This is a genomic window from Flavobacterium omnivorum (assembly GCF_900099915.1).
In the GTDB taxonomy this organism is placed as follows: Bacteria; Bacteroidota; Bacteroidia; order Flavobacteriales; family Flavobacteriaceae; genus Flavobacterium; species Flavobacterium omnivorum.
Genome location: NZ_FNDB01000015.1, coordinates 43460 through 66319 on the forward strand (window position 1 = coordinate 43460; position 22860 = coordinate 66319).

The 22860-nt window shown below is 34.1% G+C and carries 19 protein-coding genes, 1 other RNA gene and 1 pseudogene; 9 read left to right on the forward strand and 12 right to left on the reverse strand.

The window, feature by feature from the left end; genetic code table 11:
- Positions 1 to 14 precede the first annotated feature (14 nt).
- Complete coding sequence (gene fsa / locus BLS90_RS12845) at positions 15 to 671, reverse strand: fructose-6-phosphate aldolase (RefSeq protein ID WP_091258319.1); 657 nt, start codon at positions 669 to 671, stop codon at positions 15 to 17.
- Between the two features lie 695 nt (positions 672 to 1366).
- On the opposite strand from fsa, the gene BLS90_RS12850 reads away from it, so the two are divergent.
- Together BLS90_RS12850 and BLS90_RS12855 are read left to right on the forward strand one after the other, a co-directional pair.
- Positions 1367 to 2176: an alpha/beta fold hydrolase gene (locus BLS90_RS12850; RefSeq protein WP_091258321.1), complete on the forward strand. Its 810-nt coding sequence runs from the start codon at positions 1367 to 1369 to the stop codon at positions 2174 to 2176.
- Positions 2177 to 2178: 2 nt separating this feature from the next.
- Positions 2179 to 3759 carry an ATP-binding protein gene (locus BLS90_RS12855; protein WP_091258325.1) on the forward strand — a complete coding sequence of 527 codons (1581 nt, stop codon included), beginning with the start codon at positions 2179 to 2181 and terminating at the stop codon, positions 3757 to 3759.
- Between the two features lie 275 nt (positions 3760 to 4034).
- On the opposite strand, the pseudogene tnpA reads toward BLS90_RS12855, so the two are convergent.
- From tnpA to ffs, 3 genes and pseudogenes are all read right to left on the reverse strand, one after another.
- Positions 4035 to 4463: pseudogene (gene tnpA / locus BLS90_RS12860) on the reverse strand (IS200/IS605 family transposase).
- 90 nt (positions 4464 to 4553) lie between these two features.
- Positions 4554 to 5357, reverse strand: a complete 804-nt coding sequence (locus tag BLS90_RS12865; protein WP_091258327.1) for an SDR family oxidoreductase — start codon at positions 5355 to 5357, stop codon at positions 4554 to 4556.
- A gap of 110 nt (positions 5358 to 5467) precedes the next feature.
- An RNA gene (ffs, locus tag BLS90_RS12870) (signal recognition particle sRNA small type) lies at positions 5468 to 5565 on the reverse strand.
- A gap of 87 nt (positions 5566 to 5652) precedes the next feature.
- On the opposite strand from ffs, the gene BLS90_RS12875 reads away from it, so the two are divergent.
- Complete coding sequence (locus BLS90_RS12875; RefSeq protein WP_091258329.1) at positions 5653 to 6705, forward strand: glutaminyl-peptide cyclotransferase; 1053 nt, start codon at positions 5653 to 5655, stop codon at positions 6703 to 6705.
- A 12-nt stretch (positions 6706 to 6717) separates the two neighbouring features.
- A complete protein-coding gene (gene hutI / locus BLS90_RS12880; RefSeq protein WP_091258332.1) occupies positions 6718 to 7956 on the forward strand; it encodes an imidazolonepropionase in 1239 nt (412 codons plus the stop codon).
- Between the two features lie 48 nt (positions 7957 to 8004).
- Here the strand turns inward: hutI and BLS90_RS12885 are convergent, their stop codons facing one another.
- Positions 8005 to 8889, reverse strand: coding sequence for a hypothetical protein (locus BLS90_RS12885; RefSeq protein WP_091258334.1), 885 nt, complete (start codon positions 8887 to 8889; stop codon positions 8005 to 8007).
- 104 nt (positions 8890 to 8993) lie between these two features.
- Between BLS90_RS12885 and BLS90_RS12890 the strand changes: the two genes are divergently transcribed.
- The 3 genes from BLS90_RS12890 (at position 8994) to BLS90_RS12900 (ending at position 12031) form a co-directional block, all read left to right on the forward strand.
- On the forward strand, positions 8994 to 10064 hold the full coding sequence (locus BLS90_RS12890) for a formimidoylglutamase (RefSeq protein WP_091258336.1): 1071 nt from the start codon (positions 8994 to 8996) through the stop codon (positions 10062 to 10064).
- 99 nt (positions 10065 to 10163) lie between these two features.
- A complete protein-coding gene (locus BLS90_RS12895) occupies positions 10164 to 11417 on the forward strand; it encodes a DEAD/DEAH box helicase (protein WP_091258337.1) in 1254 nt (417 codons plus the stop codon).
- A gap of 161 nt (positions 11418 to 11578) precedes the next feature.
- Complete coding sequence (locus BLS90_RS12900; RefSeq protein WP_091258340.1) at positions 11579 to 12031, forward strand: Hsp20/alpha crystallin family protein; 453 nt, start codon at positions 11579 to 11581, stop codon at positions 12029 to 12031.
- Positions 12032 to 12151: 120 nt separating this feature from the next.
- Here BLS90_RS12900 and BLS90_RS12905 read toward each other — a convergent pair whose 3' ends face one another.
- The 3 genes from BLS90_RS12905 to aroC all read right to left on the reverse strand — a co-directional run bounded on the left by BLS90_RS12905 (position 12152) and on the right by aroC (position 16974).
- A complete protein-coding gene (locus BLS90_RS12905) occupies positions 12152 to 14347 on the reverse strand; it encodes a response regulator (protein WP_091258343.1) in 2196 nt (731 codons plus the stop codon).
- Between the two features lie 179 nt (positions 14348 to 14526).
- Positions 14527 to 15807 (reverse strand): dicarboxylate/amino acid:cation symporter, encoded by a 1281-nt coding sequence (locus BLS90_RS12910; protein ID WP_091258345.1) that lies wholly within the window; start codon positions 15805 to 15807, stop codon positions 14527 to 14529.
- 108 nt (positions 15808 to 15915) lie between these two features.
- Positions 15916 to 16974, reverse strand: coding sequence for a chorismate synthase (gene aroC / locus BLS90_RS12915; RefSeq protein ID WP_091258347.1), 1059 nt, complete (start codon positions 16972 to 16974; stop codon positions 15916 to 15918).
- Between the two features lie 183 nt (positions 16975 to 17157).
- Here aroC and BLS90_RS12920 point away from each other — a divergent pair, with 183 nt between their 5' ends.
- On the forward strand, positions 17158 to 17964 hold the full coding sequence (locus tag BLS90_RS12920; RefSeq protein WP_091258349.1) for a UDP-2,3-diacylglucosamine diphosphatase: 807 nt from the start codon (positions 17158 to 17160) through the stop codon (positions 17962 to 17964).
- A gap of 152 nt (positions 17965 to 18116) precedes the next feature.
- On the forward strand, positions 18117 to 18629 hold the full coding sequence (locus tag BLS90_RS12925; RefSeq protein WP_091258351.1) for a hypothetical protein: 513 nt from the start codon (positions 18117 to 18119) through the stop codon (positions 18627 to 18629).
- A 52-nt stretch (positions 18630 to 18681) separates the two neighbouring features.
- Here the strand turns inward: BLS90_RS12925 and BLS90_RS12930 are convergent, their stop codons facing one another.
- The 4 genes from BLS90_RS12930 to BLS90_RS12945 all read right to left on the reverse strand — a co-directional run bounded on the left by BLS90_RS12930 (position 18682) and on the right by BLS90_RS12945 (position 22789).
- The gene (locus tag BLS90_RS12930; RefSeq protein ID WP_091258385.1) at positions 18682 to 19110 is read right to left on the reverse strand and encodes a protease complex subunit PrcB family protein; all 429 of its coding nucleotides are present in this window, start codon (positions 19108 to 19110) and stop codon (positions 18682 to 18684) included.
- 78 nt (positions 19111 to 19188) lie between these two features.
- Positions 19189 to 20322 carry an N-acetyl-alpha-D-glucosaminyl L-malate synthase BshA gene (gene bshA / locus BLS90_RS12935; protein WP_091258353.1) on the reverse strand — a complete coding sequence of 378 codons (1134 nt, stop codon included), beginning with the start codon at positions 20320 to 20322 and terminating at the stop codon, positions 19189 to 19191.
- 77 nt (positions 20323 to 20399) lie between these two features.
- Positions 20400 to 22430, reverse strand: a complete 2031-nt coding sequence (locus BLS90_RS12940; protein ID WP_245705108.1) for a heavy metal translocating P-type ATPase — start codon at positions 22428 to 22430, stop codon at positions 20400 to 20402.
- 104 nt (positions 22431 to 22534) lie between these two features.
- Positions 22535 to 22789, reverse strand: coding sequence for an MFS transporter (locus BLS90_RS12945; protein WP_245705109.1), 255 nt, complete (start codon positions 22787 to 22789; stop codon positions 22535 to 22537).
- Positions 22790 to 22860 lie beyond the last annotated feature (71 nt).

A 22860-nucleotide genomic window follows, 5' to 3' on the forward strand; every position in this document is an offset into this window, starting at 1 on the left:
TTACAATCTTAAATCTATTTATTTCCTTTTTCGAAATCAGCCACAAACTGCGCTAATCCAATATCAGTCAAAGGGTGTTTCAACAATCCGTAAATAGCTGAAAGTGGTCCAGTCATCACATCAGCACCAATTTTTGCACAGTTTACAATATGCATAGTGTGACGCACTGAAGCTGCAAGAATTTGAGTTTCGTACCCGTAATTATCATAAATCAATCTGATTTCTTCAATCAAAGCCAAACCATCTGTAGATACATCATCCAAACGACCGATGAATGGAGAAACGTAAGTAGCTCCCGCTTTTGCAGCCAATAAAGCCTGTCCAGCAGAGAATACTAAAGTTACATTGGTCTTAATTCCTTTGTCCGAAAAGTATTTAGCAGCCATAACTCCTTCTTTAGTCATAGGCAATTTTACTACGATTTGCTCGTGTAAATCCGCTAATTCTTCGCCTTCTTTAATCATTCCGTCGTAATCCAAAGCATTAACTTCGGCACTTACATCACCATCAACTAGGTTACAAATGTCAACATAATGCTTCAAAATGCTGTTTTTACCTGTAATTCCCTCTTTAGCCATTAACGAAGGATTGGTTGTAACGCCATCCAAAACGCCTAATGCATGTGCTTCCTTAATCTGAGCTAAATTAGCCGTGTCAATAAAAAATTTCATATTATATATTTAATTGTGTGTTTCTAATTCTTTGGGCGTGATCCTTCGTAAAACTTCGGTTGGGACTTTACGCAACAATCTTTTATTTTTTAAAGAAAAAATAAAAGGATTTTCACTGCAAATGAAATTCACTGAACTCCGATGAGGATAAACGATAAGCGAAGTAATCCCTCACGCAACCTAAAATACCTAACAGCTGCTGGTTGTACTATTTTTAATCTAAAATCTCACGCGAGTGTAAAATCAAAAATTGAGTACAAAATTACAACTTATAATATTTAAATTTTATTTTAATTCCTGTTATAACAGCATCTAGCGCCTTTTTTTTATTTGCGGTGTGTCTGTTGATTGACAAAAATATAAAACCTTACAACGTGTATTAGCTCCTAAATTGCAAATATAAGGCTAAATATTTACAAAAAAGTTCCTATAATAAAAATCTTTATTGTCCTGTTCCATCCAGAATTAAAGAGCGTTAAGCATCTAAACCACCGTTAAATGATACTAAAAATAGTACTTGTATAAAAAATAAAGATGATACAATTTTCTCAACCCTACTTTACTTGATTTTGATGGTCTTACGGCTTTAAAGTTGGTATTGAATATAAAATTTCGTTTCGAAAACCACTTAAAAATTAACTACTTTTACGCTACCTTATATTAACCTTCAATTTTATAATGCAATGGATATACCCATGACTTCTATAATAAAAAGAAATAATGTGAAAATATTAGGCAAAGGCACTCAGCCTATGCTTTTTGCTCACGGTTATGGCTGCGACCAAAATATGTGGAGGTATATATACCCCGCTTTTGAAGAAGATTATAAAATTGTTTTATTTGACCATACTGGCGCAGGAAATTCCGATGAAAGCCAATACTCTTTTGAGAAATACAACACGTTGGAAGGATATTCTGAGGACCTCCTTGAAATATGTGAAGAACTCGATCTGCAAGATGTTATTCTTGTTGCCCACTCGGTGAGTTCCATGATTGGTGTTCTTGCAGCCATCAGGAATCCAGAAAGATTTTTAAAACTCATTCTTATAGGCCCATCCCCCCGCTATATAAATGATGAAGGCTATTTTGGGGGCTTCAACCATGAAGATATTGTGGAGCTAATGGAAGCGCTGGACAGCAACTATCTTGGCTGGTCAGCTCAAATGGCTCCTGTTATTATGGGAAATGGAGAACGTCCAGAACTAGGGGAAGAACTAACCAATAGCTTTTGCAGCACAAACCCTGTAATAGCAAAGCACTTTGCACAGGTCACTTTTTTATCTGACAATCGCATTGACCTTAATGCTGTCAAAGTGCCGGCTCTTGTTGTGCAATGTTCTCAAGATATCATTGCGCCTAAAGAAGTGGGTGAATACGTGCATAAAAATTTACAAAATAGCAGCTTTCGTTTATTAAATGCAACAGGGCATTGTCCTAATTTAAGTGCTCCAGACGAAACTATAAAGGTGATGAAAGAATTTCTGGTTCAATCTTCAAATCCATAAATATGGGTACAAATTTGTATAAAAACCATCTTGAAGAATCTGTTGAAGACTTATATGAAAATGCCCCTTGTGGCTATATTTCTTTCTTAACAGATGGCACCATTTATAGGATAAACAAAACCCTGCTACAACTTCTAGATTACAAAGATAAAAAGGAGGTTGTACAGGTAAAAAAGATCCAGGACCTGTTTAGGATTGGAGGAAAGATCTATTTTGAAACCCATTTCTTCCCTTTGATAAAAATGCAGGGATTTGTAAAGGAAATTAATTTTGACCTATTGAGAAAGGATGGCAGTTTTTTTCCTGCACTTCTTAATGTTAATCAAATATCTTTTGCTGAACAAAATTCAGCAATATTTAGAGCATCAGTTCTGGACATTACCGACAGGAAAAAATATGAGAAGGTTCTTATGGATGGCAAGGCAAAAGCCGAGGAGGCTGCAAGGGCAAAGGCAGAATTCTTGTATACTATGAGCCACGAAATACGTAATCCTCTTAATGCAATTATAGGTATAGGAAATCTTATTCAAGATACTTCCCTAGATGACCTGCAAAAGGAATACGCCAGAATACTTCAACTTTCATCATCCAATCTATTAGATTTAGTAAATAACCTTCTGGATTTAGGTAAGTTGGAATCGGGTAAAGAAAAACTGGAAAAAAGAAACTTCAGCTTAAACCAACTTTTGGAAGTTCTTCTTCATTCTTTTAAACTACGTGTTGAGGAAAAAAAAATTAAGCTAAAAGTGGAATATCCACAAAATTTACCTGAAAACTTGCTTGGGGATCCGGTAAAACTAAATCAGATACTTACTAACCTGCTGACTAATGCACTAAAATTTACAAAAGAAGGTTTTGTCAAGTTAATAATTGCGGAGACAGAAAGAAGCGATAATGAAATTGCATTACAATTTACCGTTTGTGATACTGGCATTGGAATCCCACAGGATAAATTAAAAATAATTTTTCAGGAATTTTCCCAAGCCAGTTATGATGTTAACATGGAATATGGCGGCACCGGGCTAGGCCTTACAATCAGCCAGAAATTGCTTCAAATGTTTGAAAGCACATTGACCGTGGCTAGCGAAGAAGGGAAAGGATCTGAATTCAATTTCGACTTAAAATTCAAAATATCAGCAAACGTTGCTCCCGTTAAAAATGAAAGATCTCGTCTAACAGAATTGCTTGCAGCAACAGGCGCGAGAATTCTAGTGGTAGATGACAGTTCTATAAACCTGTTTATTACCTCCCGATACCTAAAAAATTGGGGCCTTGCTCATGATTTAGTTGATTCCGGAGAGGCTGCAATAAAAGCAGTAAAAGAAAATAATTATGACATAATACTGATGGATATTCATATGCCGAAAATGAGCGGCTATCAAGCTGCTATGATCATACGAAAAATGAACATGAAGTCCTCACCGTTAATCATTGCCCTTTCAGCTTTAGAAAGAGGTGATGTAAACCTAAAAATGAAAAGAGCGGGCATATCTGCTTTTGTTCCCAAACCATTTAATCCTGTTGATTTGCAGGAACTAATGTTAAATTTTCTTAGTGATCATACAACGGCCATAAAAATTTAAAAACTACCCAGCAATTACAAATAGTTCTCGATAAAAAAAATATCCCAGCAAATAAAACTTTGCCCTATATAAATTAGTTATTTTGATGGGTTTTGATTTAGGAAAAGTGATATTTAACTGTTTGCTTACAAATACATGTAAATATCATTTAACTCTTCTAGTCTTATCCTCAAATACCGCTTTGTTATTGCTGGTAATGAATGAATATGCAAATAAACCACTTTAGACTTACAGTGTATAGTGGTTTATTTGCAGACTGAAAGTCTGTCAGGTTGCTAGTGTTCAATTGTGAAGTTCCCATTATTATCATGTGAATTTCTAGCATGTTCCAAATATTGATTTACCATCTCATCTGTTATATTTCCTGTACTCCAACAGCCAAATCCTATTGCTCAAAAATGACCATCCCAATATCTCTTCTTCAATTCTGGGAATTCTATTTGCAATTTTATTGAAGAACGCACATTCATTAATTTCACCAAAGCACTTAGCTCTTGTAAAGGACGGTACACAATATGAATATGATTTTTCGAGACAACTTCTTTCAATATCTAAATATCCTCCAGTTCACATATTTGTATTAGAAGTGTTCTGCATCTTGTTTTTATATCGCCTTCTAATACAGAATATCTAACCTTTGTAACCCAAACTATATGAACTGTTAATCTTGAAACTCTATTAACATTAGTCCTTTCAAAATCCATAAATCAAAGCTAATATATTTTTATAAGCTTAAGCGAAATGCACTAAAGTGCCTAGTTAAACTATATTTGAAACAAATAAACTACCTTAAATTACAACTTATAATGGTTCATTAGCATTTTTTCATATACTTTATCAGGCAAAATTCTTTTTAAAACAATAGAAATTTTTTGCATAAAAGCACCTACTTTGTAGTGAATTTTAGGTTCCCAAGTTTGAATAATCTGATAGACCGCTTCGGCCATTTCATTTGGATTACTGCCACTGTCCACATGATCGTCCATTGCTTTTAAAGTATTTCCATACGGAGCTTCATAGGCTGAACCTTGTAAAACTGGGGCATGAAAACGTCCCGCAGCAATATTTGTTGCAAAATCACCAGGCGCTACATTTGTTATATGGATTCCAAAAGATTTAACTTCCATTCTCAAGGCTTCGGTAATGAGTTCAAGTGCACCTTTTGAAGCGGAATAAACACTTCGATAGGGCAAACCCATATAACCTGCAATGGACGTCACGTTAATAATTAATCCTGATTTTTGAGCACGCATTTGTGGCAATACGGATTTCATTACTTCGATTGGACCAAAAAGATTAGTCTCAAAATTATTTTTGATTTCTTGCATTGGAATTTCTTCCAATGGCCCTGTAATCCCTACACCCGCATTATTGATAACGACATCCAATCTTCCGGCAGTCGCAATCACTTTGGCAACAGCCGTATGAATTGAGGCTGCATCCCTAACATCCAAAGCCACTAGAGGAAAAACCGAATTCAAAATTCGATCCGGATTCCTGCTGGTTCCATACACAACAAAACCTTTGTGGTGCAAAAATTCGCCAATAGATTTTCCTATTCCCGAAGAACCTCCTGTAATTAGAACTACTTTATTCATGTTTCTTGCTGTTTGTGATACGAAAGGTCCAAAAATAAAAAAATCCTCCCGAAGGAAGACTACTATTTTGTATATTTAGAAAAAGAATCTAAAATAATTAAGATTAAAAAAAATGGCAAGCGACCTACATCGCATCGCTCAACCGCTTACCCTTGCTATGTTCCCATCCTGGGGGAGTCTGCAGGAGCTGATCGTGTAGGACTTGCCGGTGCAAATATACAATCTTTTTGTATTTTTGCAAGAGCTTTATAAATTAAAAATAACGTTGTATATTCGAGTATTCAAAATCCAAACTATGAGAAATTATAACTTCCTATCTATCATTTTATTAGGAATCACTTTAGCCAATTGTAACCAGACAAAAAAAGGCAAAAATACTTCATTCACCTTTGATAATTCAAAATTTAAGGAGCAATACAAGCCACAAGAAATGCTTTCTTTGGAAATTTTGAACTTAAAAGAACAAACAGTAGACAGCATTATTTATTTTGTAAATGATAAAAAAATAGCTTCTAAAAAGGGCTTGGACAAACTAACTTTTGAATTAAAAGACCAAAAACTAGGTTATCAAAACCTAAAAGCATTGGTGTATTTTGGGGAAGAAAATTCAGAAGCTACCGCTAGAGTAGAATTAGTTTCTGACATCCAGCCCAAATTATTAAATTATACTATTGTAAATACTTATCCACACGACATCGGTGCCTACACACAAGGATTAGAATTTTATCGAGATACTTTATACGAAGGAACTGGACAATATGGAAAATCTTATTTAAGAAAAACGAATTATAAAACAGGCAAAGTACACAAAGAAATTAAACTTGATTCCAAATACTTTGGGGAAGGAATTACAATTCTGAAAAATAAAATATACCAGTTGACATGGCAAAACAACGAAGGATACGTGTACAATGCAGATACATTCAAAAAAGAAAAAACGTTTACTTATTTCAAATCTATCGAAGGTTGGGGATTAACAAATGACGGGAAATATCTATATCAATCTGATGGTTCTGAAAAAATTTGGATTATCGATCCAACTACTTTTAAAGAAATAGACTTTATCAATATTTACTCCTTTGAATCAAAAATAAAATCTATCAACGAACTCGAATGGATTGACGGTAAAATTTATGGAAATGTATACCAAAAAGATGCGATTGCTGTTATCAATCCAAAAAATGGTGCTGTAGAAGCAATTATCAATCTTGCGGATTTAAAGAAAAAAATAACTCAGTTACCTGATACGGATGTCCTTAACGGAATTGCCTATAACCCAAAAACAAAGACCATTTTTATAACTGGAAAAAATTGGGATAAAATGTTTGAAATTAAAGTTTCAGAGTAATTATCATATATAATGACAACGTTAATTATCAATATAAAAGAGTTACTTCAGGTTCGGGAAACAACTATAGCTAAAGTTTCTGGTGCCGAAATGGCTATTCTTCCCACAATCAAAAATGCCTTCTTAGTAATTAAAGACAACTTAATTGCTGATTTTGGTTCAATGGATCAATTACCGAAAATTCACCCGGACAAAACAATTGATGCCACCGGAAAGATAGTTTTACCATCTTGGTGTGACAGTCACACACATATTGTGTATGCCGGCAACCGAGAGCAGGAATTTGTAGACCGAATCAATGGGTTGACGTACGAGGAAATCGCTAAGCGTGGCGGTGGAATATTAAATTCCGCTAGAAAACTCAATGAAACTTCAGAAAACGAACTGTACGACCAGTCTAAAGTTCGACTGGAAGAAGTGATGCGTTTAGGAACCGGAGCCTTAGAAATCAAATCGGGATATGGCTTAACTGTTGAAGGGGAGTTGAAAATGCTTCGAGTGATAAAGCGATTAGCTCAAAATTATCCTATTACGATAAAAGCAACTTTTCTTGGTGCCCATGCTTTTTCCTCAGAATTTAAAGAAAACCATCAAGGCTATATCGATCTTATCATCAACGAAATGCTTCCTGCAATAGCCAAAGAAAAGTTAGCGGATTTCATCGATGTTTTTTGTGAAACTGGTTATTTTACTGTTGCCGAAACACAACAAATTATGGAAGCCGGAATTAAATTTGGATTAAAGCCAAAGATTCATGTCAATCAGTTCAACTCCATTGGTGGAATTCAAGTTGGAGTGCAACAGGAAGCACTTTCTGTAGATCATCTGGAAGTAATGACTATCAATGATATCGAATCTTTAAAAAATACAACTACAATGCCAGTAGCGCTGCCTTCATGTTCCTATTTTTTGAGTATTCCGTATGCTCCAGCACGAGAAATGATTGCCGCTGGACTTCCTATAGCGCTAGCAACGGATTATAATCCAGGCTCTACTCCATCGGGAAATATGAATTTTGTGGTGGCAACGGCCTGTATAAAAATGAAAATGATGCCAGAGGAAGCAATTAACGCGGCTACAATAAACGGAGCGTATGCAATGGGAATTTCATACACGCACGGAAGTATCACTATTGGCAAAAAAGCAAATCTTATTCTGACCCAACCTATACCCTCCTATTATCAACTGCCTTATGCTTTTGGCAGTAATTTAATTGACACCGTATTCATTGAAGGAAAAATAGTTACATAAAAAAAGAGGAACATTACGTTCCTCTTTTAAATAATTTTATACGAGTGATTATCTTAAGATAAAACTTGTTTTAGAAACTAACACATCTCTATCAAAAATATTGATAAAATAAGTTCCTTTAGCAAAATCTTTTCCTCTTAAATCTTCAGAAACTTGAATTGTTTTATTTTCATATTTCACATTAGTTAAAAAACTATAGGTTAATGTGTTTTCTCCAAAGTTCTCTGTTTTCTTATCCCCTAAAACATTGCTTTTACTATCAATTACTTGAACGTAATATGTTTTTTCACCAGATTTAGCAATAGCATTTTCAGCAATTGTAAAATTAACTCTCAAAACATCAGCTCTACTTGCTTTGTCTGTTTCAATTTGTTTACCAGAGCTGCGTAATTTAAAAGCCGATCCCCTTGTGTTCAAAACTGTTAGTTTCGAACCTATTTCTACCGCTTTAGCTAATTCTTCGTTTTGCCCAACCAACGCTTCATTGTATTTTTTAGACTCTCCTAGCACAACAATAGTACTATCACGTTGCACTGTAAGCGTCGTGTTAGCCTTTTTTAAGTTGTCGTTCTCCGCCATTAGAACCTTCATATTCCCTTGCAAAGCATTGAATTGACTTCTATATTTTGACAAAGAAGCCACATCACCTTTTGATTTACTTAGGTCTGACATTAAGTTAACCACTTTATCTCTTTCCAAAATTAACTCATCAGACATTGATGTGTTTTCTGAAATAGCAGCATCGTAAGTCGATTTTAGTTCCTGTAGATCTTTCATTACCGTTTCTTTTTCGGTCAATGTAGTTTTCAATTCTGTTTTTACTGTATCTGCATCAGAGGTCATTTTGAATATGTAGATTAAACTACCTACTAATAAAATAGCCAATACTGCTACTACCGCTTTAAGACTTGAACTGCTTTTTTGATTTTCCATCTGGTTTAAATTTTTTAATTTATTTACAAATTTAACATTATATAACCACCTGATAACGTAAGTTAACACAATTATATTATTTTTGAATAAAAATTATTTTTTTAATGGACAAAATTATCCCGTTTACAATCAAAGATCTTGCAAAAATAACCAACCACAGAAGTGGCGAAATAAAATTTGGAGAGAAAATGTTAACTATTCCAAAAGATGCAGATCCCACTGATTTTTTAAAAAAATGTGAAGCTAAATATGTACTCTTTGGAATTCCCGAAGACATAGGCATAAGAGCCAACTATGGCAGACCTGGAGCTGCTTCCGCATGGGATAGTGCGATAAAAAGCATTGCAAACATTCAGCACAATCGTTTTTGCAAAGGCAGTCAACTTGTGATTTTAGGACAGCTAGATGTGAGTGAACTCATGAAAAATGTAGAATCACTAGACTTTAATGATATTGATGACCGTTCTAAATTAAGTCAGCTCGTTGATAAAATTGACAAAGATGTTTCTCACATTATTTTTAATTTGGTAAAATTAGGCAAAACACCAATTGTTATTGGCGGCGGACACAATAATTCTTATGGAAATATAAAGGGAACGGCACTCGCCAAAGGCAAACCTATAAATGCAATTAATTTTGATGCCCATTCTGATTTTAGAATTCTAGAAGGACGGCACAGCGGCAATGGTTTTTCGTATGCTTATGAAGAAGGTTTTTTAAAAAAATATTTTATTTTTGGATTGCATGAAAACTACACTTCCAAAAGTGTTTTGGATATTATCAAAAAAATCGAAGATCGGGTGCGCTATGCCACGTATGATAGTATCAGCATTAGAAGAGAAAAGGAATTTGATAAAGAAATGGCACACGCGCTAGAGTTTGTAAATGACGATTTCTTTGGAATTGAAATAGATCTCGATGCCATTCCAAATATTGCTTGCAGTGCAATGACCATGAGCGGTTTTTCAGTAGAACAACTTCGACAGTTTATTTCTTTTTTTGGCAAAAATAAAAATGCATCCTACCTACATATTTGCGAAGGTGCTCCAGATTTAGGAGAAGAAAAAAACAATCACCTTATTGGCAAATTGATAGGATATCTAATTACTGACTTTATTAAATCCAACACGATCCCTCCGATTCAAATTCCGACTTCAATAATTAAAATGCTCTAAAGTAGTGCCTGACTGACCTACGATTACCCATCAAAAATATTAATACTATCTTTGCAGCACTATCTATGTACTTATTACAAGATAATTAATATCAAAAATATGTTATTCGAAGATTTATCACTCTCAAAAAGTATACAAAGAGCCGTATTTGAACAAGGCTATTTAGAGGCAACTCCAATACAAGAACAAGCAATTCCAATCGTTTTATCGGGAAGAGACATGATTGGTTGTGCACAAACAGGAACTGGAAAAACTGCTGCTTTTGCTATTCCAATTATTCATCAACTTCATAGAATAGTGGGTTCGTCTAAAAAAGCAAGCCCAATCCGTGCCTTAGTTATCACCCCAACTAGAGAATTAGCCGTTCAAATTGGACAAAATTTTGACCAATATGGCAAATACACTAACTTAGTGCAACTTACCATTTTTGGAGGAGTTTCTCAAGTACCACAAGTAGAAATGCTTAAAAAAGGAATAGATATCCTGATTGCTACGCCAGGACGTTTACTAGATTTGGTAAAGCAGGGATTTATAGATTTAGACCATTTACATACATTAGTTCTTGATGAAGCAGATCAAATGCTGGATATGGGATTTGTAAATGATGTCAAAAAAATTGTAAAGTTGACTCCTAACAACAGACAAACACTTTTATTCTCTGCAACAATGCCAATTGCAATAAGAGAGTTGGCGGAGATGTTTTTAAAAGACCCAGCAACAGTTACGGTTTCGCCTGTTTCATCAACTGCGGAAAATGTAGAACAACGCGTCTATTTTGTTGAAAAAGGAGAAAAAAGAAATTTATTATATCATTTAATAAAAAACGAAAATTTATCTAATGTTTTAGTTTTTTCAAGAACAAAACATGGGGCTGACAATGTTGTCAAAGCCTTGCGAAAACATGAAATTGCAGCTGAAGCTATTCATGGAGATAAGTCTCAAAATGCAAGACAACGTGTTCTTGATGGTTTCAAAAATAAAGAAATCAAAGTTTTAGTTGCTACTGACATTGCCGCCAGAGGAATTGATATTGACCAATTACCATTTGTCATCAATTTTGATTTACCAAATATTCCTGAAACGTATGTACATAGAATTGGGAGAACTGGTCGCGCTGGGAATGAAGGTGTTGCCATTTCTTTTTGTGGTAAAGATGAGCATCAGTATTGGAAAGACATTCAAAAATTAATTAAAGTAGATGTAAAAATAGTAAGTGACCATCCCTATGGTTGGCATTCTGGAAGTCCAGAGACTGCCCCTGCATCAAAACAAAGCAACTCTAATAGAAGCGGTGGAGCCCATAAATCAAGAAAATCAGACGCAAGCAAGCAAAACAAAAAAAGGTGGTATTAATACCGTTTTCAACTGTCAGAAATACCTTTTTAACTTTAGTTAAAAGAGGTAAATAGACATCAACTATTTGTATTTCAACGTTTTGTATTTATTATTTTAGATTAAAATAAATTATATCAGTACATTTGATTTAAGATATTAAAACAATTAAATACAAAATTATGGAAACTTTAGTTAAAAGAAACGGCTTTTTCCCATCAGTAAATACTTTATTTGATGACATCTTTTCAAAAGATGTATTCGATTGGACTGATAAAAATTTTTCCTCCAATGGATCAAATTTACCTTCGGTAAATTTGAAAGAAACAGAAAATAAATTAGAAGTGGAATTAGCAGCTCCCGGATTAAAAAAAGAAGATTTCAAAATTGAAATTGACAACAACATGCTAATGATTTCTTCTGAAAAGAAAGAAGAAAAAGAAGAAACTCGAAAAAAAGATAATTATGTTAGAAAAGAGTTTAATTATCAGTCGTTCTATAGATCTTTCTCTTTACCAGAATACGTAGACGAAAGTAAAGTCGAAGCCAGTTATAAAGATGGGATTCTACATGTTGAGATTGCCAAAAAACCAGGGATCACGAAAAAAAAGCATCAAACAATTACAATAAAATAATGAGGATCTTCACTTCGAGTCTCTATAACTTTATAATCGTTAGACCTTAAAACTGATAAAATAGTTTAGGGTTTAGCGATTTTATATTAAATGTAAACTGACGAAGTGATTTCTTAGGTATTAATTAGTAGCTATCAAAATAGTTATAATTTTAAACAATTTGGCGGAATCAAATGGTTTAATAATGATGTCATTAATTCCCGCAGAAAGGGCCTCTTCTGTAATTTCAGATTTATCAAATGCGGTTAGTGCAACAATTGGAGTTACTATTCCCTTTAAACGAATTTTTCTAGTGGTTTCAAAACCATTTATCAATGGCATATTAATGTCCATTAGTATAATATCAAAAAATTCTTTGTCCAAAATTTCTAGTGCTGCATAGCCATTATCAACAACACTGCACTTGTAGTTATTCTTTTCGATGGTCTTTTTAGTGACCAATTGATTAATGTGATTGTCCTCAACTACTAGGACATTTATCGTTTGTGGTGCCGTGATATCGACTTGAATATTATTGATGAGTTCAATTGTCTTCGCTGGATTATATTCAAAAGGAATCACAAATTTGAAAACTGTTCCCTGATCTAGGGCACTTTGAACTGAAATTGTACTATTAAATAGACCTAATAATTGCTTTACTATAGAAAGACCGAGACCAGTTCCTTGATAATCAGTTTCTTTTCTTCCCACTTGAACAAATTTTTCAAAAATCTTTTCCTGATCTTCAGCCGCTATTCCTATGCCGTTATCTTCAATTTTAAATGCTAAAAAATAAGATTTGCCTTCTTTTTTTTCTAATTCAACATGGATGGTTACTTTACCATTTCTAGTGAATTTCAATGCATTACTGACTAAATTCATAATGATTTGAGAAAGCCTTAACTTATCACCAATTAGATATTCCGGAATTGCAGCATCAATTTTAACTGCTATAGTATTGTTGTTATTTTTAGCCAAAAATGAAAGCGAATTTCTGACCATATTAATTTCATCAGATATATTAAAAGTCAAATTTTCCAAAACAATTCTATTATCTTCAATCTTGTTAATTTGTAGAATATCGTTCACTAATGATAGTAAATATCTGGCTGAAAATTTAAGCGAACTCAAATGTGGACTGTTGGCTAATTCTTTGTGTTCGTCTAGCAGCATATTTGTAATTCCTACTACGCCATATAAAGGGGTTCTCAGCTCATGACTGATAGTTGAAACAAATTGTGATTTTAAAACAGACGCTTCCTCTGCTTTTTCTTTCGCAATTAGTAACGCTTCATTAGTCTTGGAAAGTGCCGCATTAGATTTTTTTCTGAAATTATTATTTTTGAATAAAGTATAAAGCAGCAACAGTAACACCAAGGAAATTACCGTAAATAGCACTACAATAGTTTTAGATTTTTCCACTATTTGAAGTTGAGCCTCCTTTTCAATTTCAAATTTATCAATTTCTCTTTTATACTCTTCTAATTGGATGTTTATTCCCGCTACATTAGCTTTATATAGTTTTTCTTTATTATACAGTGCTTCCGTAATTTCATTGTATTTAGAAAGGTTAACATAAGCCGCTTTGTAATCCCCTTTCTTCCATAAAAACTTCGAAAATTCTAAATGAGCAAAGGACAAATCTGACATCTGATTCGATTGATTTCCATTTTTAATGGCATTTAAAAAAAAAGAAGTCGCTTTTTTATCGTTGCCCTGATGCGCATAGTACATTCCATTAAGCATGTTAACGGCTGCAACATTTGATTTAGTACCAAACTCTTCATTATGCGTGTTGATAAATTCTAAATTTGGATATCCTTTTTCGAAATGACCAACGTCAAAATAAGCCCAAGCAATATTAAGTTTAGTCATAAAAATTTGAGTACTATCTGCTATTTTTTGACTGTATCTAAGCGTCTTTTCATAGTAACTAATCCCTTTTAGATATTGCTTTTTTTCAAAACAATAGATGTTACCTAAGTTATTATTAATTTTATTTTTTAAAGTATCATTAGTGGATTTAGTAGCATAAAGCATGGCCTTATTATAGAAAAAGATAGCTTTGTCAAATTCAGCGATTTCGGCATAATTTGCAGCAATCGTACTGTACGAAATAGTTGTAGCGAAAAAATCATTAGCTATAATTGATTTTTGCAGTGCTATTTTAGAAATCTTTAAGGATTTTTCGAAATTGGCCTCTTTTAAATAACGGGAAGCTTGATTCGTTAATTTTGTAATTTCATTGTTGGAAAATGTCTTTGTCTGCGCTACTACACTATTGTTAAAAAAATTTATAATAAAGAGTGCGAACAAAACAATACGTATCTGATACATAACCAATTGAATTTTATCAAATATACATTTTATTAATAAAATTAAATACAAAAACACTTCTTTTTACTTAAAATGAACAGTGAAATTTTGATATAAGGAATTACTTTAGAATTTTTTAAATAAAAAAAAACCTATTCTGCTCAGAGAATAGGTTTTTTATGTGTTGCTTCGTCAAGTTATTACTCAATAACAGCCGTTTCTGTTTCAGTATCACCTTCCCATTTTCCTACAACTGATGTTGCTAATGCGTTTCCTAAAACATTGGTTGCGCTACGAAACATATCGCAAAAATGATCAATAGGTAGAATCAAAGCAATCCCTTCAATAGGTATGTCAAACATGCCACAGGTTGCGGCAACGACTACTAAGCTGGCTCTTGGAACTCCTGCAATCCCTTTACTGGTTAGCATCAAAACTAAAAGCATTGTCATTTGTGTTCCCAAATCTAAATCAATACCGTATGCTTGAGCAATAAATATACTAGCAAAAGTCATGTACATCATACTTCCGTCCAAGTTAAAAGAATAACCTAGGGGCAACATAAAAGAAACAATTCTGTCTTTGACGCCAAAGCGCTCTAACTCTTCCGTTAATTTTGGAAAAACAGCTTCGCTGCTAGTAGTTCCAAAAGCAATGATTAATGGACTAACTATTCTTTTCAGTAAAACGGTCATTCTACTTTTTAGAAAAATATAACCGACAATTATTAACACCACCCAAAGAGAGGAAATTCCAATTAAAAACGAACCGAAAAACTTGAAATAAGTAATTGCTAATTCCTGAAAATCACGTACAGCAAAAACTCCTGCTATGGCTCCAAATACTCCAATTGGTGCAAACTTCATCACGTAGTTAACCATTTTCAGGACAATATGAGATGTTTTCTCTAAAGCATTTGTAACTGGCTTTACATAATCTCCTAATGAAGCAGCCGCTAGACCAAAGAAAATGGAGAAAATTACAATTTGTAAAATTTCATTAGTAGCCAAGGCCTCAAAGATACTTTTGGGTACAATATGTTCAATAAAATTTTCAAAAGATATATTTTGTGTTTTAGCAGTTACTTCTGAAGCAGAAGCTAAATCGATACTTGGTAAATTAAGTCCAACTCCTGGTTTAAGGGTGTTAACAAAAAACATACCTAACAATAAGGAAACAAACGAGGCGGTAAAAAACCAACCCATGGCCTTTCCACCAATCCTTCCTACCGCTTTAATGTCTCCAAGTTTAGCAATTCCCACCACCAAAGTCGTAAAAACTAAAGGAGAAATAATCATTTGAACTAAACGAATAAAGATGGTTGCTAAGATGTTTATTTTTTTACTAAAGGCTTTTGCTTCTTCTGGTGAAATCCAATTGTGTATGACAATACCCAAAATAGCACCTAAGACCATAGCTATTAATATTTGTCCTGTTAATCCTGCAAAAAAAGAGGGTTTCTTCGTTGTAATTGTATTCATTAAAAGTAGGTGTTAGTTTTAAATTAGCCCTTGTTGCAGTATTCTTTCTTACTTAAATCTTAGTAACAAAGGTTATTTCAAAAATAGGCAAAAAGCTAAAAATTAGTATTAATATGTTTTGTTTATCAAATAAAAATCAGCTAGAACAATGGCAGCCATTGCCTCAACAATAGGAACAGCTCTAGGAACAACACAAGGGTCATGACGCCCCTTTCCTGTCATCTCAGTAATATTCCCTTTATTGTCTAGCGATTCCTGTTTTTGCATGATTGTTGCCACAGGCTTAAAAGCTACACGAAAGTAAATATCCATCCCATTGCTGATACCGCCTTGAATCCCCCCCGAAAGATTAGTCTTAGTAGATCCATCAGGATTGTATAAATCGTTGTGCTCACTGCCCTTCATTTTAGCACCACAGAAGCCGCTTCCAAACTCGAATCCTTTTACAGCGTTTATAGAGAGCATGGCTTTACCGAGTTCAGCATGGAGTTTGTCAAATACTGGTTCTCCAAGTCCGATGGGTACATTTTGAATTACACACGTTACGGTTCCGCCTACTGTATCTCCCTGTTTCCTAATGTCGCGAATATATTCTTCCATCACCACTGCCATTGCCGGATCAGGACACCGAACAGGATTATTCTCTGTCAAGGAAAAGTCTAAATCTTGGTATGGTTTTTCTAGAAAAATAGGACCTACAGAAGAAACGTAAGCATTAATTTTAATTTGCGGTAACACTTGTTTGGCAATTGCACCAGCAACTACTCTACTAGCCGTTTCACGCGCTGAACTGCGTCCTCCACCCCGGTAATCACGCACTCCATACTTTTGATCGTAAACGTAATCAGCATGACTGGGCCTGTAATTATCTTTAATATGGGAATAATCATCAGATTTCTGATTAGTGTTGGGAATGATAAAACCTATTGGAGTTCCAGTAGATTTACCTTCAAAAATTCCAGAGAGGAATTGAACATCGTCTGGCTCTTTACGTTGGGTAACTATTGCCGATTGACCTGGCTTTCTTCTAGACATTTCGAATTGAATCGCTTCTAAATCTATTGTTATTCCCGGAGGACAACCGTCAATTATTCCGCCTAAAGCTTCACCATGAGACTCTCCAAAAGTTGTTATTCTAAATAGTGTTCCGTAGCTATTTCCTGCCATTATAATTAGTTTTGAACAAAAGTACCATTTTAGATTAAGGTTCAAAAGTTTAAAGTTTAAAGTTTTAAGAAACAATTCACATTTATTATTATAAAATTAATATTGTATTAGATTTCTTAACCTTTAATTCTATTTCATTTGCTAATAATTCGATTATTTTGGTAAACCTAAAAACCAAATGCCTTGAAAAAAAGAAAAGTAGAACTAGTGGTCCTTTCCGATGTACATTTGGGAACTTTTGGCAGCCATGCCGATGCACTTTACAATTATTTAGCAACCATTAAACCTAAGATTTTAGTGCTAAATGGAGATATTATTGATATTTGGCAATTTAGAAAATCTTATTTTCCTCTGGCACATCTAAAAGTCATACAAAAAATAATCAGTTTTGCTTCAAAAGGAACTAAAGTCTACTATATAACCGGTAATCATGACGAAATGCTTCGAAAATTTAGTGACATGAGTATGGGAAATTTTGAATTACGTGACAAATTATTATTGGACCTAGATGGCAAAAAAGCTTGGATCTTTCACGGTGATGTTTTTGATGCCTCGGTACAACATTCCAAATGGATTGCTAAATTGGGTGGCTTGGGTTACGACTATCTCATTCTTTTAAATCGATTTGTTAATTGGTGTTTGTTGAAAATAGGAAAAGAACCCTACTCTTTTTCAAAGAAAATAAAGGCTAGTGTAAAGAAAGCGGTTAAGCACATCTCTGATTTTGAGGAAACAGCTACCGATTTGGCAATCGAAAACAAATATGACTACGTAGTTTGCGGTCACATTCACGAACCTAAAATAATCAAAAAAGAAAATAAAAACGGCAGCACACTCTACTTAAATTCAGGGGATTGGGTTGAAAACTTAACGGCATTAGAGTATAATAAAAAACGATGGAAGTTATTTCATTATTCAGAAATGGATTATGTAGCCGAAGAAAATCTTTTTGAAATGGAAGACATATTAAGCTATCAAACATTTGTGTAAGCCCAATTTCCAAAGCTGAATATCAAACTGTATAGCTCTTTTTAAGCCAATTCCATTTATCAATAATGTGGTAATTATATAACTTTTCTAAGTAATTTTATAATCAATACGATGAACTTTCGACTTACATTTGTTCCTATAAAAATTTACTTATGAAAAAAATTATTTTATCAGCAATAATGTTAATGGGATTAGCATTTACCGCACAAGCGCAGGATATTTCAAAAAATGCTATAGGTTTACGTTTTGGAAGTAACGGTGGATTTGGAACTGAAATTTCATACCAAAGAGGTTTAGGCGATAACAATCGTCTAGAATTAGACTTAGGTTGGAGAAACAGAAAAGACTACAACAATGATAACTATGATGACAATGCTATCAAACTAACAGGTTTATACCAATGGGTATGGAATATTGAAGGTGGTTTCAACTGGTACGCTGGTATTGGTGGTGGTGTAGGAAGCTACAACAGAGACTATTATGACAACAGAGATTATAACAATGACGTTTTCGCATTTGCTGCTGGAGATATCGGTCTTGAATACAACTTTGATTTCCCATTATTAGTTTCTATCGATTTCAGACCTGAATTTGGTGGAAATGGAGGATATTACAAAAATAATTATGGTTCTGATGTAGCTTTAGCGCTTAAATATCAGTTTTAATAAAATAAGATTCTTTTAAAAAGGGGCTGTTCAAATTGAACAGCCCCTTTTTCTATTTAAATATAATTTCTTTTTTAGAATTTATTTTAACTACACAAAAAGGAGTAGTTACTGATTGAGTAACCATACTTCCTGTTTTGGGATTCGTTTCTTTAACAGTTACCACAATATTTTTATCGGTCTCAATTACGGTCTCAATTCCTATAGCATATCCGCCCGTAGCCTTCTCGCCCATATTCAAAATAATAAAATTAGAATTCTGAACCTCATTCGCACTAATCTTATGTTTTAAACTTTCATCATTTTGCAGCATTTTAATTTCATTTGGCTCAGAAAGCATCTCAAAAAAACGAATACTTGCTCCACCATTTGTTTGCTGTGTCAAGACTTCATATATTTTAGTTCCATCAGCACTTTTAACAACTGCTGTACCGCAAGCAGCTAGCGTTAGGACAAACAGAAACAAAATTGTTTTTTTCATTATTGTTTTTTTACGGTTGAATCCCATGTGTTTCTTAAAGACCAAGAAGTATTACAGTCCCTACTAAATCAGTATATTTTATAAATATTTATTTATCGCTTTTTGATATAGGGCTTCGTACAGTGGTAAAATATTTTTGATATCAAATTGTTTTGCAACAGACAATGCATTTTCTTTAAACGTTTGAAGAGTAGCATCCTCTTTTAAAATTTTTAAGGAATTTTGAGCCATCTCTTCTATATTTCCTACGTCACTTAAATAACCAGAAACACCTTCAAAATTAACTTCTGGCAAACCACCCGAATTACTTGAAATAACTGGAACCCTGCACGCCATAGCTTCGAGAGCGGCCAAACCAAAACTTTCTGTTTCTGAAGGAAGTAAAAACAAATCCGTCAGGCATAAAATTTTATCAATTTCATTGCTGTTTCCAAAGAAAATAACCTTGTCTAATATCCCCAATTCCTGGCATAAATATTCTGCCTTTTCCTTTTCAGGACCATCCCCTACCATCATTAACTTAGCTGGAATCTCTTTTTGAATATTATAAAAAATCTTAATCACATCAGGAATTCGTTTTACTTTTCTAAAATTACTGATATGAGTTATAATGCGCTCATTTTTCTTTGCCATAACGGAACGTTGACACGGAATACTGGGATCGTTTGTATTTTTGTCTAATTCTATAAAATTTGGAATAACCTCAATTTCATTTTTAATATTGAATAACTTTAGGGTATCATCTTTTAAACTTTGGGACACCGAAGTAACAAAATCTGATTTATTAATACTGAAAGTAACCGCTGGTTTATAAAACGGATGATTCCCTACTAAAGTAATATCAGTTCCATGCAAAGTCGTCACCATTGGGATATTTATTCCCTCATCTTTCAACATTTGTTTAGCCATATAACCGGCATAAGCATGCGGAATGGCATAATGTACATGAAGTAATTCGATTCTATGGAGTTTAACCATGTCTACTAATTTGCTTGAAAGAGCCAATTCATAGGGTTGATAATGGAATAATGGATATTCAGGAACATTTACTTCATGGTAATAAACATTTGGGCTCAAAAGGGCTAAGCGTACAGGTTGACTGTATGTTATAAAATGAATTTCGTGGCCGCGACGAGCTAATTCTAGTCCTAATTCTGTGGCGACAACACCACTACCTCCAAAGGTTGGATAACAAACTATTGCAATTTTCATGTATGTAATTTAGTGAAACGAATTTAATAAAAATAGCAATGTGTTTTATGGAAATTTAAGTTAAATACTATAGACAATCAAAACTTCATGCGCTGAATGCGTATAGCATTCAAAATTGCCAAAAGGGCCACACCTACATCTGCAAAAACAGCCTCCCACATGGAGGCTAATCCTCCTGCACCCAGAATCAACACGATTAATTTGACAGAAAAAGCCAACGTAATATTTTGCCAAACGATTTGTTTGGTTTTTCTTCCAATGTTGATTGCTGTAATAATTTTTGTCGGTTGGTCATTTTGAATCACTATATCAGCCGTTTCAATAGTAGCATCACTTCCCAGGCCGCCCATAGCGATTCCTACATCTGCAAGGGCAATAACAGGAGCATCATTTACTCCATCACCAACAAAAGCAACTTTAACCTGCTGCTGTAATAGTGCTTCTACTTTTTTCACTTTATCTTCTGGCAGTAAACCTCCAAAAGCATCTTCAATATTCAATTCTTTGGCCACAGCAGTAACTACAACTTGATTATCGCCAGAGAGCACCATCGTTTTAATCTTAATTTTGTGTAAAGCTTCGATAGCTATTTTAGCATCCTCTTTAATCTCATCGGCTATAAGAAAATACCCGGCATATTTCTGGTTGATGGCTACAGCAATTGTCGTAAAAGGAATTCGATCTAATTCCTGATCATAATCAATTTTTAAATTTTTCAACAACTTAGGACTGCCAACAGCTATTTCATTTCCATCAACAATACCTTTTAATCCAAGACCTGGAATTTCAGTTACTTCACTGACATTAGTATGAATGATGTTTTCATTATTATTGTGGGCAAATTCAATTATTGCGGAACCTACGGGATGTGTACTTTTACCTTCAATAGCTGCAGTATAACGAACTAAATCAGTTTCACAAATTCCAACGGCAACTACTTTTTGAACTTTAAAAACACCTTTGGTCAAAGTCCCTGTTTTATCCATAACTACCACTTGAATACCAGCCATCGTATCCAGAAAGGTTGCTCCTTTAAATAAAATTCCATTTTTACTTGCGGCCCCAATTCCGCCGAAATAGCCTAAAGGAATCGAGATAACAAGTGCACACGGACAAGAAATAACCAAGAAAATCAAGGCTCGATACAACCAATCTGCAAAAATATAATCCGCTACAAATAGCATAGGAGCCAAACAAATGGCTATAGCAAGATAGACGACTATTGGCGTATATATTTTGGCAAACTTCCTGATAAATAATTCGGTTGGTGCTTTTCTGGCAGTAGCCTCTTGAACCATTTCTAAAATTTTAGATAATTTACTATCCTTAAAATTGGTTGTTACCAATACAAGAGCAATAGAATTGAGATTAATCATTCCAGCGAGAATGACATCCCCTTTCAACTTAAAATCGGGTTTGCTTTCTCCAGTTAATGCGGCAGTATTAAAAGTAGCATTCGGGGAAAGTAATTTCCCATCTAGGGCCAATTTCTCTCCCGCTTTTAATTCTACTATTTCACCAATAGCAACTTCAGATGCTTTTTTTAAAATCACTTTCTGTCCTTCTATAACACTAGCAAAATCCGGCCTTTGATCCAATAATAATTTGATATTAGATTTAGCTTTTTTTACCGCCAGCATTTGAAACAGTTCCCCTATTGCATAGAATAACATTACGGTTACTCCTTCTGCATATTGGCCAATTCCAAAAGCACCAACTGTAGCAATGCTCATTAGAAAAAATTCGGAAAAAACAGCTCCTTTTTTAATACTATCAAAAGCCTCTTTTAAAACAGGAAAACCTACAGGGAGGTAGGCAACTAAATACCAAACAATCCGAATCCATCCAAAAAACCACGATTGAGAAAAAAAGTGATCTAGCGACAAAGCCAACAGTAAAAGCACAAAACTGATGATTGCAGGCAAAAAAAGCGTAAATAAACTTCCTGTTGAACTACCATGATCATGATCCTGCTCAGAATGATGCTCAGCATGACTATCTAACGTGCAACATCCGACACCTTCAATTGTATTTTTAGAACTTGCAGCTTTTTTGGAGACAGCGTAAACCTCTTTATGGTGCATTACCTCTTTATTAGATTTTTTCATTTTTAATAATTTTGTCTTTTAGGGGAAAAAAAAGTAAATAACAACTAAAACTGTAGCAATCCCTGTAGTTAAAAATGTAGCTTGGTCTCCAATCCGGTACCAAATTAATCCAGCAAGCGAACTTGCAAAAAGGGAACTCTTTTGCCTGAACCATCTGATAACTCACCAAAATATCCTTTACTTAATCCTGTCAATGCCTCGGCAAATCCCTCCAAAATCCCTATTAATACAATGGAGAAACCTATTGTTTTAAGATAAATAGGCATTATAGGATAGAGCATTTCACTTGCAGCATCTGTAAACAAACTGACTACAGAAAGTATCCAAACAGATTTTGAAATATTTTTTACTGTTTTCACTTGGAAATATTTTGCTTTTGATAGTGTAGTCACCAATACAATTAAAAAGGCTTTTTGGGAGTACGATCAAA

What these genes read in the sequence shown, in the direction of transcription:
- fsa (WP_091258319.1), bottom strand. Translation starts at nt 671, where the DNA reads ATGAAATTTTTTATTGACACGGCTAATTTAGCTCAGATTAAGGAAGCA.
- BLS90_RS12850 (WP_091258321.1), top strand. Translation starts at nt 1,367, where the DNA reads ATGACTTCTATAATAAAAAGAAATAATGTGAAAATATTAGGCAAAGGC.
- BLS90_RS12855 (WP_091258325.1), top strand. Translation starts at nt 2,179, where the DNA reads ATGGGTACAAATTTGTATAAAAACCATCTTGAAGAATCTGTTGAAGAC.
- BLS90_RS12865 (WP_091258327.1), bottom strand. Translation starts at nt 5,357, where the DNA reads ATGAATAAAGTAGTTCTAATTACAGGAGGTTCTTCGGGAATAGGAAAA.
- BLS90_RS12875 (WP_091258329.1), top strand. Translation starts at nt 5,653, where the DNA reads ATGAGAAATTATAACTTCCTATCTATCATTTTATTAGGAATCACTTTA.
- hutI (WP_091258332.1), top strand. Translation starts at nt 6,718, where the DNA reads ATGACAACGTTAATTATCAATATAAAAGAGTTACTTCAGGTTCGGGAA.
- BLS90_RS12885 (WP_091258334.1), bottom strand. Translation starts at nt 8,889, where the DNA reads ATGGAAAATCAAAAAAGCAGTTCAAGTCTTAAAGCGGTAGTAGCAGTA.
- BLS90_RS12890 (WP_091258336.1), top strand. Translation starts at nt 8,994, where the DNA reads ATGGACAAAATTATCCCGTTTACAATCAAAGATCTTGCAAAAATAACC.
- BLS90_RS12895 (WP_091258337.1), top strand. Translation starts at nt 10,164, where the DNA reads ATGTTATTCGAAGATTTATCACTCTCAAAAAGTATACAAAGAGCCGTA.
- BLS90_RS12900 (WP_091258340.1), top strand. Translation starts at nt 11,579, where the DNA reads ATGGAAACTTTAGTTAAAAGAAACGGCTTTTTCCCATCAGTAAATACT.
- BLS90_RS12905 (WP_091258343.1), bottom strand. Translation starts at nt 14,347, where the DNA reads ATGTATCAGATACGTATTGTTTTGTTCGCACTCTTTATTATAAATTTT.
- BLS90_RS12910 (WP_091258345.1), bottom strand. Translation starts at nt 15,807, where the DNA reads ATGAATACAATTACAACGAAGAAACCCTCTTTTTTTGCAGGATTAACA.
- aroC (WP_091258347.1), bottom strand. Translation starts at nt 16,974, where the DNA reads ATGGCAGGAAATAGCTACGGAACACTATTTAGAATAACAACTTTTGGA.
- BLS90_RS12925 (WP_091258351.1), top strand. Translation starts at nt 18,117, where the DNA reads ATGAAAAAAATTATTTTATCAGCAATAATGTTAATGGGATTAGCATTT.
- BLS90_RS12930 (WP_091258385.1), bottom strand. Translation starts at nt 19,110, where the DNA reads ATGAAAAAAACAATTTTGTTTCTGTTTGTCCTAACGCTAGCTGCTTGC.
- bshA (WP_091258353.1), bottom strand. Translation starts at nt 20,322, where the DNA reads ATGAAAATTGCAATAGTTTGTTATCCAACCTTTGGAGGTAGTGGTGTT.
- BLS90_RS12940 (WP_245705108.1), bottom strand. Translation starts at nt 22,430, where the DNA reads ATGAAAAAATCTAATAAAGAGGTAATGCACCATAAAGAGGTTTACGCT.